The organism is Sphingomonas longa (assembly GCF_016892685.1).
Lineage (GTDB): Bacteria > Pseudomonadota > Alphaproteobacteria > Sphingomonadales > Sphingomonadaceae > Sphingomonas > Sphingomonas longa.
Window position 1 is genome coordinate 118,542 of record NZ_JAFEMC010000003.1, and the last position, 12,175, is coordinate 130,716.

Consider the following 12,175-nt stretch of genomic DNA (forward strand, 5'->3'; position numbering starts at 1 on the left):
CTCCCGCACGCCGAGCCTCGACGCGACACGAAAAAGCCGCCGGTTGCTGGGCAACCGGCGGCTTTGACCGATCCGAACGGATCGGCAGGATCAGGCGAAGGAAACCGTCGTGCTGACCTTGCGGCGGCGCATCGCGCCACCGACCATGCCGATGCCACCGATCATCATTGCCCACGTCGCCGGCTCCGGCACTGCGCCAGCGCCTGCGACGGTGTACTCGAACGTCGCATTGACGACGCGCGGCTGGAAGCTCGATCCGAACCGGTACGCCGCGCCATAGCCCTCGAACACCGTCAGGTCGCCGTTCGTGGCGGCGACGTTACCGACGCCGGTGCCGTTGGTGTAGCTCAACGAACCCGCGGTCTGCGTGAAATACAGGCCATAGCGCGTGTTGGCGTCGAGCATCAGGTTGGTGATGTCGATCGCGGTCACGACGCCCGATCCGGCCGAAACCGCCGTATTGGTCGAAAACAACGTCCAGCCGGCCGCATCGCTCTGGAAACCGGTCGAGGTGCCCTGACGGAAGTAGAACTCGAACGTACCAGTCGTGCCCGCGTTCGTGTTCACGTTCAGCCCCAGCGAATTCAGGCTGATGGCCTGGTTCCCCACCAGCACGTCGAAAATGTTGCCGTTCTGCGAATTGCCGCCCGCGAACGTGGTCGTCAGCGACTGCGCCGTGGCCGGCGCGGCCATCATCAATGCTGCCGTGAAACCGGCTGCGATCATCGTCTTCATCATGTCTCTCGTCCCCGATGCATCGCCGTCGGGGCAGATGCTGCGGCCCGTTTAGCTGAGGTTCAGGCTTCCGTGACGACCGGAAACCAACTTTTAAGCATGCCACGTTTCGCATTGGGACGCGCGTCGGCTAATCCCTTGAAGAACCACGCCCGCCGTTTCAAAAATTAGCGATCGGACACCGTCCCACGTGCTCGTCGGCCCTCAACGTCAGCACCTCAACCCCGACCCACGTGCTCGCCGGCCCGCAGCGTCAGCACCTCGACCCCGTCCTTGGTCACCGCCACCGTATGCTCGAATTGCGCCGACAGCTTCCCGTCCGCCGTCGTCACCGTCCACTCGTCGTCCCCGGTCACGACCTTGCGGCTGCCCTGATTCACCATCGGTTCGATCGTAAAGGTCATGCCCTCGCGCAGCATCGCGCCCGTGCCCGGCTTGCCGAAATTCATCACCTCCGGTGCTTCGTGCATGTCGCGGCCGATCCCGTGGCCGCAAAACTCGCGCACCACCGCATAACCGGCCTTCTTCGCATGCCGGTCGATCGCCGCGCCGATGTCGCCCAGCCGCGCGCCCGGCCGCACCTGCGCGATCCCCTTCCACATCGCCTCCTGCGCCACCCTCACCAGTCGGCGCGCGGCGGGAGCGACCTCGCCGACCATGTAGGTCTTGCTGGAATCGGTGATGAAGCCGTCCTTCTCCAGCGTGATGTCCAGATTAACGATGTCGCCGTTGCGGATGATCTCGTCCGCGCTCGGCACGCCGTGACAGACCACGCCGTTGATCGATGAATTCAGGACGTACGCGAAACCATACTGCCCCTTGCTGGCGGGCCGCGCGCCGAGATCGTCGGTAATGAACCGCTCGACCCGGTCGTTCACCGCCAGCGTCGACAGCCCCGCCAGTTCCAGCCCGTCGAGCATCGCGAATACCGACGCCAGCAACCGCCCGGATGCCCGCATCAGCGCCAGTTCGTCCGCGTTCTTCACCATGCCCCGTTCTTCACCAAGCCACCGTACCGAAACGCGAACCGGACCGCTACTGCCGCACGTTACTGGTCGAAATCGCTCCGCCCCGGTTCGGTCCCGTGCAGCTGCGACCACAGCGCGCCCGTCCCGTGTTCCTGCGCACGGTTGACGTATTGCGATGCGACCAGCCACCCCTTGATCGGGCGCAGCGGCAACAGCGTGCCGATCAGCATCACCGGCACCGACGTGAACAGATGCACCCACCATGCCGGATCGAACGCGACCTGGATCCACACGATGAAGAACGCGAGCGGAAACGCGACGATGCACAGCGAGAAAAAGGCCGGTCCGTCGTCGGGCGCGGCGAACCGGTAATCCAGCCCGCACGCGTCGCACCGGTCGGTCACCTTCAGCCACGACGCGAACATCCTGCCCTCGCCGCAGCGTGGACACAGCCCCTTCCATCCGCACCGCAGGATCCAGCGGAACTTGTCGCCGTCGGACGCGGCGGGAGTCGCAGCCGGCGGCGGCGACATGTCGGGATGCTCTGTCATCCCGCCCACATGGGCCCGCCGCCGCGCGGCGTCGATTGGACGGATTGTCCCAACCCCTATAGCGACCAGCCGCCATCGACGGCGATCGCCGCCCCGGTGACGAAGGCGCCCAGATCGGCACTCATCCACAACACCGCGTCGGCGATCTCCTCCGGCTTGCCCAGCCGCCCGACCGGTTCCAGATCGATCGCCTTCTGGATATCGCCGCCGGTGAAGCGATCCATCATCGGCGTCTCGATATTGCCCGGCAGCACCGCATTCACGCGGATGTTCGCCTTTGCGTAATCCAGCGCGGCGGACTTCGTCAGCCCGATGATCGCATGTTTCGACGCGGCATAGGACGCGCCGCCCGCGACGCCGCGCACGCCCGCGCCGGACGAGGTGTTGACGACCACGCCGCTACCCTGCCGCACCATCTGCGCCAGTTCGTATTTCATGCACACGAAGGTCCCGCGCAGGTTGATATTCAGGATGTGATCCCATTCCTCCAGCGCGATCTCCGCCACCGGCGCGGCCTTGTTCTCGACGCCGGCATTATTGAACGCGACGTCGAGCCGCCCGAACGTCGCGACCACTTCGGCGATCGCAGCCTCCACCTGCTCCGGCTTCGCGACGTCGCAGGCGAGGACCAGCACCTCCGCACCGGTCGCCCGCACCGCCTCGGCGGTCGTGGCGAGTGCCTCTTCGGTAAGGTCCAGGATCGCGACGCGCGCGCCCTCTTGCGCAAAGGCGACGGCGGTGGCGCGGCCGATGCCGCTCGCGGCCCCGGTGACGAATGCCACCTTGCCGGTGAATCGTTGCCCTACGGACATGGCAATACCTTTCGATAATAGAGAAATCAGCCTTTGGGCTCGGCGAGGTAGTCGGCGTCGCTGACATGCTCCATCCAGGTGACGGGGGAGCCGTCGAGCGACTCCTGGATCGCCACGTGCGTCATCGCCGTCGTCGCCGTCGCCCCGTGCCAGTGGCGGCGGTTCGCCGGACACCAGAGCTGCTCGCCGGCGTGGAACTCGAACTTCGGTCCACCCTCGATCTGGGTCCAGCCGACCCCCTCCGTCACGATCAGCGTCTGGCCCAGCGGATGACTATGCCACGCAGTCCGCGCGCCCGGTTCGAAGCGCACGATCGCGCCGCTGACACGCGAGGGTTCGGGCCGCTGGAACTGCCCGGTGATCGTAACGCGGCCGGTAAAATACTCGGCCGGCCCCGCGACCGTCGCCATCTCGACCTTCGGTGGAATGTCCATCTGTCCAACTCCTCGTTTCCGTAGAGTGGGATATGGCGCGTGCATCAGCATGGAGTACCCGCCGCGCCGTCCACGCAACGATGAGCAACGCTCATCGTCGGGGCAGGAACCGCAGTGGCACGGTCGCCCGGGCGGTTAGCACGAACGCGCTCCCCCCACGAGCGCCCCGCCTGTGGAGAGATCGCCCCGAAACCGGCGCCTGACGCTACCTCGAGTTCGCCTCCGCCAGTTCGGCCAGCTGATCCGCCACCGTGCGCCAACCCTGTTCGAACCCCATCGCGCGGTGCTGCTCGCACGCCTCCGCGGTCCAGTGGCGCGCCGTCGCGGTGTAGCGCGTGCCGCCATCCTCCGCGGCCAGCGCGACGATCCCGACGATGAACGGCCCCTGTGGTCGCCACCCCGCCGCGAACGCATCCGTGAACACGAAGCGGACGCCCGGCGTCACCTCCAGGAACACACCCTCCTGCGGCATCGCTTCTCCGTTCGGGCCATGCATCACCATCGCCGACCGCCCGCCCGCGCGCCATTCCTGCTCGACGATCTCGACCCGCCACGGTCGCGGGCACCAGTAATCGACCATCCGCTCCGTCGCGATCCGCCATACCGTGTCGACCGGCGCGGCGATGTGACGCGTCACGGACAGTTCCAGCGGTTCCGGCGTCATCCCATGCTCCTCCCTCAGATGATCTCGAACAGCCCGGCCGCGCCCATGCCGCCCGCCGTGCACATCGATGCCACGACGTATCGGACGCCGCGCTTGCGCCCCTCGATCAGCGCGTGACCCAGCAGCCGGCTGCCGGTCATGCCGAACGGGTGCCCGATCGCGATCGCGCCGCCATTGACGTTGTACCGGTCGGGATCGATGCCCAGCGTGTCGCGGCAATACAGGCATTGCGACGCAAACGCCTCGTTCAGCTCCCACAACCCGATGTCCGCGACCGACAATCCGGCCCGCTCCAACAGCTTCGGGATCGCGAAGACCGGCCCGATGCCCATCTCCTCGGGCGCGCAGCCCGCCGCCTGAAACCCGCGATACACGCCCAGGATCGTCAGCCCCTCGGCCTCCGCCATCGCCCGGTCCATCACGATCTGCGCCGCCGCGCCGTCCGACAACTGGCTGGCGTTGCCCGCCGTGACGTGGCTGCCCGGCCCACTGAAATCGCCGCCCGGCCACACCGTCTTCAGGCCCGCCAGCGCCTCCGCAGTCGTGCCGGGCCGGATGCCCTCATCCTGCGTTACCGTGACCGTCTCGCTGCCGATCCGCGCGCCGCTCTTGTCGAACAGCGCCTTCTCGACCGTGATCGGCACGATCTCCTCCGCAAAGGCCCCGTTCGCCAGCCCCGCCGCCGCGCGCTGCTGGCTCTGCGCGGCGTAGGCGTCCTGCGCCTCCCGCGGGATGCCGTACCGTTCGGCGACGATCTCCGCCGTCTCGATCATCGGCACGTACGCGCCCGGCACGCGTTCGACGACGCTTTGGTTGACGTATCGCGGCGCGTCCTTGGTCACGGACAGGCTGATCGACTCCATCCCGCCCGCCAGCGCCACGTCGAGGTCGCCCGCGATGATCGACCGCGCCGCCAGCGCCGCCGCCGTCAGCCCCGACCCGCATTTCCGGTCGAGCGTGAAGGCCGGCACGGTGATCGGCAGGCCGGCGGCGAACACCGCCATCCGCCCCGCATTCCCCCCTTGCGTCCCCCACTGATTCCCGACGCCCCAGAACACGTCGTCGATCCGCGCCGGATCGATCCCGGCGCGTTCCACGGCGGCGGCCATGACATGCCCGGCCAGCACCGGCGCTTCGGTGGCGTTGAAGGCGCCGCGATAGGCTTTGCCGATCCCGGTACGGGCGGTCGATACGATGACGGCTTCGCGCATGATGATCCTCTCGCCATCATGCTGCCGCGCCCGTCAGGCCGACGCAAGCCGACGGCGCGTTTTCGCCCTGCCGTCATGCCGGGCTCGTCCCGGCATCCACCGGTCCGCTGGTGCAAACGCTCGCGGCTGGGAGCAATGCTGCCGCAGGGACATCCGGACCGGGCGGTCTTTGGCCGGGAACTATCCTGCTCGGCCCACGCCTCGCAAGCGCGCCTATTCGGCGCCGACCTGATCCAGATGCAGGTAGCGTGAGTTGAAATCGGCCACGTCGACGATCCGATCCCAGTCGATCAGGCGGACGTGTCGCCGGTCGCGCGCGATCAGTCCATCGACTTCCAGCGCCTTCAGCGTGCGATTGACGTGCACGCTGGTCAGCCCGGTCGCATCGCCCAGTTGTTCCTGCGTCATCGGCAATTCATACTGGAGATGCCCGGCGATCCCGGCCGCCCGCGCGCGCAACGTGAACTCGCACAGCAGGTGCGCCACCCGCGTCTTGGCGTCGCGCCGGCCGAGATTGGTGATCCATTCGCGATACACCGATCCCGCTACCAGCGCATCGACCCACAAGGCCTCGCCGATCGCGGGGTGCGTCAGTGCCAACTGTCGCAGCCCTTCGCGGCTGACCTCCGCCGTCTCCATCCGCGTCAGCGACTGGACGTTATGATCCGCGCATCGCAGGAACAGGTGCTGCACGTCGATGAAATCACCCTGCATCTCCAGCGCCACGATCTGCCGCGCACCCTCCCGCGTCAGCTTCTGGCGATAGGCGATGCCGGAGATGATGAAGGCGCAGGTCGGGCGTGGCGGCTCGCCTTCGCGGACCAGATAGCTGCCGGCTTCGTACTGACGGTGCTGAACAACCATCGCCGCGACAGCCGTCCGATCGGCGGCGCTGAGCCGCGCCCGCATTTCCAGCTTCCGGACGACGATTGCGGCAACATCGGACACTGGCCTACTCCCTGGGGCGGGAGCGCAAGTCTGTCTCTGTCGCCTGAACCCAGCGCGTTAGCCGAACGCCGATTTCCGCTCGCTAACATGGTCCACTAGCGAAACGCCAACATAGATCAAGAGGTCGGCTTCAACGCCCAGCGCAGGACGTGCCCGATGCCCGCTGCACCCACTCGGATGCCGGCCCCGGCCCGCGCCTGGGCCGGCGCATCCCAGCCATGTAGCCGCTTCGCCCAAAGCGGCAATAGATCGACGGCAGCCTTCAACATCAAGGTGTTAGCCGGCCCACCTATCATCCCGCCGACCGGCTGGTTCAGCAGTCGGCGCGCCACGTCGCGCGTGCGGTGATCGACGCGCAGGGCCGGTCGCATTCCCTCCAGATACGCCGACAACATCGCCCGGCTGGTCGGAACATTTTCTGCACCTAAAGCTTGGGCGATTTGCGCCATTTCGGAGATATAGGCGTCCTGCCGCGCCATCGGCATCGCCGGATCGCGATACGCCAGATGCGCGCGCAGGAAACACTCGACCTCCGCCGCATGGACCCAGGTCAGCAACGCCGGATCGTCCGCGGCATAGGGTCGGCCATCGGGCAGCGTCCCCACGACGTGCCGGTGGATGCCGCGCACACGGGCGATCGACGCGTTCGCCGCCGCCGTCGATCCATAGGTGGTCACGGTCACGAACTGCGCCGTCCGCTTCAGCCGCCCCGCCATGCCGCGCCGGAAATCGCTATGATCCCAGACGCCTGCCAGCGCGCCGGGATGCAACATCTGCATCAGCAGCGACGCCGTGCCGCCGATCAGCATGCTCGGGAAGTCGCCATGTACCGCCCATGTCGCGGAGTCCGGCCCGAACAGACCGTCGTCACCCTCGGGCCGCGACAGGTCGAGTTCGGTCGATCCGACCATCGCCCGCATCCGATCGCCCAGCACGGTGCGGACGCGTTCGCCCAGCGCCCGGTCTGTCAACGCCCGGTCTGTCAACGCCCGGTCTGTCAGCGCCCGTTTTTTCCACGCCCGTTCTTTCAATGCCACCGCGCCGCCGTCCGCACTATGCCGTCCCATGCCGCGATTTCCGAGTCGTACCGGTCGGTCACCGTCAGTTCGCAGACATCGTCCGTACCGATCACGACCTCGCCGACCCACTCGAACGTCGCGTTGCCCGACAGCGTGACCATCGCGTCCTCGCCCGCCACCGCGCGGACCAGCCCGCCGCGGTTGAAGACGGTGACGGGCACGTCCCAGCCGATCCGCCCGGTCAGCCCCGCCGCATAGGTCGATGCCGCCATCGCGCTGCCGCAACTGTTGGTCAGGCCGACGCCGCGCTCGAACGTCCGCACGAACAGGCTGTCGCCGCGCACCTGCACGAAACTGACGTTCGCCCGCCGCGGCAACCAGTCGGGCGCGGCCTCGCAGATATCGCCGATCGCCGACAGTTCCGCATCGTCGATCGTATCGACGAAGCTGACGAGGTGTGGATTGGGGATCGCCACCGCCGTGAACGCCCGCTCGCTGCTCAGCATCGGCACCGGCTGCTCGACCGCCCGCGCCAGATCGCCGAGCGGCCACGCACTGGCATCCAGCGACGCAGGGCCGGCCCGCTCCGACACCGTGTAGACGCCCGGCGCGATGTCGCCGTCACGCTCGGCCCACGCGATCGAGCCGTTCAATTGCACGCCGCCGCGGTCGATCCCCAGCGCCTCGAACCCCATCCGCGCGACGCAGCGCAGTCCGTTCAGGCACGTCTCCGCTTCCGACCCGTCGACGTTGAACATCCGGAACCCGATCGGCCGCTCCGTCGTGCCGGGGGTCATCAGCAACAGCCCGTCGCCGCCGACCGGCCCGGCCCGATCCGCCAGCACCCGCGCGACCCGCGCCCACTCGGCATCCGACAGCGCGATGTCCCGCGCGTCGATCATCGGGAAATCGTTGCCGGACCCGTGGCATTTGGTGATCGCAAACCGCATGCTTCCCTATCTAGGGGCGCGGGGCGGCGGATGCCACGCGGCGGATGCCCCCAACCGATCAAAGTTCAGCCGATCCGGTAATGGCTCGCCAGCCGGTCCAGCGCCATCGTCAGCACCAGCCGCCCGGACCGCGTCGGCCACCCCAGTTTCTTCTCCGCTGCCGGCAACGCCTCGCCCGCACACACCACCCGCCACAGCACGTCGCACAGCCCCGGTCCCACGCCCGCAATCGCCGCATCGAACCGCCGTTTCGCCGCCAGTTGCGCGGTCGCCGTGTCCAGCCCGTCGCCCCCGCCGCCATCCACCCGCTCGCTCCACCGCATCGTTACCGACGGCGCCATCGCCGCCCGCTCGTGATCCATCCGCAACCGCTCCCCCGCCGCAACCTGCCGCGGCGTGACCAGCCCCCGCGCCGCCAGCCACGACAAGGGCGACTCGGCGACGTTCACCGCCACCCGCCTGCCCCCGAACGTCGCCGCCGTAATTTCCCGCCGCAATTCCTGCATCACACCGTCCTTCGCTCTCGATGTGGCGGATGACATGATCCGGCTCCTGTAGGACAGCCGGTGCAGCAATTTTGATGGAGCTGCGTTCCGCCGCGACGATGCTGTCCAAATTGATTGACGAACGGGCGTGGCGACGCGATGCGTATCGTTCGGGATTCAAGGGGATCTGACATGCCGGATATGGACAAGTCTTGGAACAAGGTTCGGGACAAGCTGCCGGAATTCATCGCCCTTGCGCGCAAGTTCAACGCGACAGATATCGTACCTACCTCGCAAGCCCTTATTCTTGCTGAACTTAGTCCGGATTCTGGTGGCTGGTGTTTCGGATTGTCGATGGCATACATCATTGGCATGGCCCGCGGCGACAGCGCCGCGTCGATCATCGGCAACGGGTATCAGGCTGCCGGTTTCGCCGCCGGTAAAACCGATCAGACCCGCATCGGGCAGTGGACCGGCAACATCCGAAACTACCACAGTCGCCAGCACGCGGAATATCAGGTGTCGGAAGATGTCGGCCAGGCGGGTCTCATTACGTCCGAGTGGAATACCGAATATTCGGATTATTTCGGCCGGTTCGGGAAGGTCGCCAAGGGGCTGGTTTCGATCGGCACCGGCTACGCGCTCGTCAATTCTCCCAATCACTCGATGGCGGCGGCGGTCGGCCGGACCTTCAGCTTCTACGACCCCAATTTCGGCTCGGTGACGTTCGCGACCGCGCAACAGTTTCAGGATTTCTTCGTCGCGTGGTTTGACAAGGATTTCATCCAGCGGTCGTACAAGGGCACCGCCGGCGGTGCGAAGAACGGCCCGCCCGCAAAGTCGCTGGTCATCAAGCTTTGCGTCTTTCAGGCGCAGCGGCAACGGTCTGGTGGGCGCTGACGGGCTCGAACCGCCGACCCTCTCGGTGTAAACGAGATGCTCTACCAACTGAGCTAAGCGCCCCCGGTGTGTCCGGGTGGACCAGTCCTGCTACGCGATCGGCAGGCCGGCTCGCCGGACCGCCGCCACATAGGCATGCATCCCCTGCCGCGCTTTTTCGGACAATGCAACAAAGGCGCGGCGGCGATCGCTCGGATCGGGTTCGCGCACCAGCAACCCGATCGCGGTCAGCTTCCCGATCCAGCGCAACGCCGTCGTCGACGCCACCGCGGACGCGATGCACAGGCTCGACACCGACACGCGTTCGCCCTCCAGATGCGCGGCATACAGGTCCAGCACCATGTCCCACGCCGGATCCTCGAACAGCCCCTCGCCCAGGAAACCGTCCCGCAATCGCCGCGCGCGGATCGTCTGGCGGACCAGCGCGGCCACCTCGGCGGCGTCGATCCCGGCCTGCTCCGCGCCCGGTTCGATGCCGAAGCCGTTGCGCCGGTCCGCGACCACGCTGGCATCGTTCCGCGGCGGCTCCACCCCGTTCGCGCGCGCATCACCCTCTCGCGCCAGTCGCGCGAGCAGGTCGGCGATCCGCGCGACCTCCTCGTTCAGACGCGCCAGCGGCGACGGCTCGCCCTCGCGGACGTGGTCGCGGAGCATCGGGTCGCCCAGCCGCCCCGCCGCCGCCGCAACCGCCGCCAGCCGGTCGAACGCGTCCGGCTCCACCAGCAGCGCCTGATCCCGCGTCAGCAGCAGCGCCGCAACGAGATCGATCTGCGCGGTGCCCAGCGCCACCACCAGCGGCAACCCCAGCGCGGTCGCCACCGCATCGATCCGCGGCAGCGTACCGAGCAGCACCGCCTCCTGAACCCCCTCCGCCTCGACCAGCAGCATCGGCCGCCCGGCATGTCGCCCCAGTTCCACCGCCAGGACATCCCAGCCCAGCGTCGCGAGCATCCGCCCGCCGCACCGCGTCACCGCCGCCTCGTAGCCGCGATCGGAATCCCCGATCGCCAGCGCCGCGAAGCTGGCGGGCGCGGCGCCCCACCCGGTTGCCACGGTCAGCCGATCGCCTTGACGATCTCTTCGACCATCTTCTTCGCATCGGCGAGCAGCATCATCGTATTGTCCATGTAGAACACGTCGTTGTCGACGCCGGCATAGCCGACCCCGCCCATGCTGCGCTTGATGAACAGCACCGTCTTCGCCTTCTCCACGTCCAGCACCGGCATGCCGTAGATCGGCGACGTCTTGTCGGTTTTCGCGGCGGGATTGGTCACGTCGTTCGCGCCGATCACGAACGCCACGTCGGTCTGCGCGAATTCGGAGTTGATGTCCTCCAGTTCGAACACCTCGTCATACGGCACGTTCGCCTCCGCCAGCAGCACGTTCATATGCCCCGGCATCCGCCCCGCGACCGGGTGGATCGCGTATTTCACGCGCACCCCGTGCTCTTTGAGCTTATCGCCCATTTCGCGCAGCACGTGCTGCGCCTGCGCCACCGCCATGCCGTATCCCGGCACGATGATGACCTGTTCGGCCTGTTGCATCAGGAACGCCGCATCCTCCGCCGATCCGCGTTTCCACGGGCGGTCGACCTTGTCGCCGCCGCCGCTCGTGTCCGCCACCGCGCCGAAGCCGCCGGCGATCACGCTGATGAAGCTGCGGTTCATCGCCCGGCACATGATATAGCTCAGGATCGCGCCCGACGATCCGACCAGCGCGCCGGTGATGATCATCGCCGTATTGCCCAGCGTGAAGCCCATCGCCGCCGCCGCCCAGCCCGAATAGCTGTTCAGCATCGACACCACGACGGGCATGTCGGCACCGCCGATCGGGATGATGAGCAGGAACCCGATCGCGAACGACAACAGGGTCACGGTCCAGAACACCCACGGCGCCTGATCCTGCGTGAAATACATGACGAGCCCGACGATCGACCCCAGCACGCCCAGGTTCAGCATGTGCCGCCCCGGCAACAGGATCGGCTTGCCGCCCATGTTGCCGTTCAGCTTCAGGAACGCGATGATCGACCCCGAAAACGTGATCGCGCCGATGGCCACGCCCAGCCCCAGCTCGATCCGGCTGGCGGGATGAATCACCGCGAACGGCTCGCCGATCATCGGCACCACCAGCTCGGCGATTCCGAATGCGGTCGGGTTCAGATACGCCGCCACGCCGACCAGCACCGCCGCCAGCCCGACCAGCGAGTGGAACGCCGCGACCAGCTGCGGCATCGCGGTCATCGCGATCCGGCGCGCGATGACGAAGCCGATCCCGCCGCCCACCGCGATCGCGACGAGGATCTCCGGCAGGCTGGCGATCTCGTGCGTCACCAGCGTCGTCACGACGGCGATGCCCATGCCGATCATACCCAGCCGGTTGCCCCGCTGGCTGGTCGCCGGGCTCGACAATCCCCTGAGCGCGAGGATGAAGCACACCCCCGCCGCGAGATAGGCGAGCGCCACCCACGGATTTACGGCGACTTCATGCATGGCGGCCCC

At 67.3% G+C, this 12,175-nt stretch carries 14 protein-coding genes and 1 tRNA gene; 1 reads left to right on the plus strand and 14 read right to left on the minus strand.

All coding sequences use genetic code 11. The features are described 5' to 3' along the window. Window positions 1-90: 90 nt before the first annotated feature. The 11 genes from ILT43_RS10390 to ILT43_RS10440 form a co-directional block, all read right to left on the minus strand. Window positions 91-738, minus strand: a complete 648-nt coding sequence (locus ILT43_RS10390) for a PEPxxWA-CTERM sorting domain-containing protein (protein WP_204198901.1) — start codon at window positions 736-738, stop codon at window positions 91-93. A 215-nt stretch (window positions 739-953) separates the two neighbouring features. Beyond that, entirely contained in the window at window positions 954-1,724 is a 771-nt protein-coding gene (gene map / locus ILT43_RS10395; protein ID WP_204198902.1) for a type I methionyl aminopeptidase, read from the minus strand. A 59-nt stretch (window positions 1,725-1,783) separates the two neighbouring features. Continuing rightward, a complete protein-coding gene (locus ILT43_RS10400) occupies window positions 1,784-2,254 on the minus strand; it encodes a DUF983 domain-containing protein (protein WP_318293486.1) in 471 nt (156 codons plus the stop codon). Window positions 2,255-2,310: 56 nt separating this feature from the next. Then, window positions 2,311-3,066, minus strand: a complete 756-nt coding sequence (locus tag ILT43_RS10405; RefSeq protein WP_204198903.1) for an SDR family NAD(P)-dependent oxidoreductase — start codon at window positions 3,064-3,066, stop codon at window positions 2,311-2,313. Window positions 3,067-3,092: 26 nt separating this feature from the next. Beyond that, complete coding sequence (locus ILT43_RS10410; RefSeq protein WP_204198904.1) at window positions 3,093-3,500, minus strand: (R)-mandelonitrile lyase; 408 nt, start codon at window positions 3,498-3,500, stop codon at window positions 3,093-3,095. 205 nt (window positions 3,501-3,705) lie between these two features. Then, complete coding sequence (locus ILT43_RS10415) at window positions 3,706-4,164, minus strand: SRPBCC family protein (RefSeq protein ID WP_204198905.1); 459 nt, start codon at window positions 4,162-4,164, stop codon at window positions 3,706-3,708. A gap of 14 nt (window positions 4,165-4,178) precedes the next feature. Beyond that, window positions 4,179-5,375 carry an acetyl-CoA C-acyltransferase gene (locus ILT43_RS10420; RefSeq protein WP_204198906.1) on the minus strand — a complete coding sequence of 399 codons (1,197 nt, stop codon included), beginning with the start codon at window positions 5,373-5,375 and terminating at the stop codon, window positions 4,179-4,181. Window positions 5,376-5,588: 213 nt separating this feature from the next. Next, window positions 5,589-6,323 carry a helix-turn-helix domain-containing protein gene (locus ILT43_RS10425; protein WP_204198907.1) on the minus strand — a complete coding sequence of 245 codons (735 nt, stop codon included), beginning with the start codon at window positions 6,321-6,323 and terminating at the stop codon, window positions 5,589-5,591. Between the two features lie 116 nt (window positions 6,324-6,439). Beyond that, window positions 6,440-7,294, minus strand: a complete 855-nt coding sequence (locus ILT43_RS10430; protein WP_204198908.1) for an oxygenase MpaB family protein — start codon at window positions 7,292-7,294, stop codon at window positions 6,440-6,442. Between the two features lie 56 nt (window positions 7,295-7,350). After that, window positions 7,351-8,292, minus strand: a complete 942-nt coding sequence (gene dapF / locus ILT43_RS10435; RefSeq protein ID WP_204198909.1) for a diaminopimelate epimerase — start codon at window positions 8,290-8,292, stop codon at window positions 7,351-7,353. Between the two features lie 65 nt (window positions 8,293-8,357). After that, entirely contained in the window at window positions 8,358-8,798 is a 441-nt protein-coding gene (locus ILT43_RS10440) for a DUF6456 domain-containing protein (RefSeq protein ID WP_239474622.1), read from the minus strand. 333 nt (window positions 8,799-9,131) lie between these two features. Here ILT43_RS10440 and ILT43_RS10445 point away from each other — a divergent pair, with 333 nt between their 5' ends. After that, window positions 9,132-9,677 (plus strand): YopT-type cysteine protease domain-containing protein, encoded by a 546-nt coding sequence (locus tag ILT43_RS10445; RefSeq protein WP_239474538.1) that lies wholly within the window; start codon window positions 9,132-9,134, stop codon window positions 9,675-9,677. Here ILT43_RS10445 and ILT43_RS10450 read toward each other — a convergent pair. From ILT43_RS10450 to ILT43_RS10460, 3 genes are all read right to left on the minus strand, one after another. Then, window positions 9,665-9,740, minus strand: a tRNA-Val gene (locus tag ILT43_RS10450). The two genes, ILT43_RS10445 and ILT43_RS10450, sit on opposite strands and share 13 nt — an antisense overlap. Before the next feature lie 27 nt (window positions 9,741-9,767). Further along, window positions 9,768-10,730 (minus strand): winged helix DNA-binding protein, encoded by a 963-nt coding sequence (locus ILT43_RS19785; RefSeq protein WP_204198912.1) that lies wholly within the window; start codon window positions 10,728-10,730, stop codon window positions 9,768-9,770. A gap of 2 nt (window positions 10,731-10,732) precedes the next feature. Beyond that, complete coding sequence (locus tag ILT43_RS10460; protein WP_204198913.1) at window positions 10,733-12,166, minus strand: NAD(P)(+) transhydrogenase (Re/Si-specific) subunit beta; 1,434 nt, start codon at window positions 12,164-12,166, stop codon at window positions 10,733-10,735. Between the last annotated feature and the right edge of the window lie 9 nt (window positions 12,167-12,175).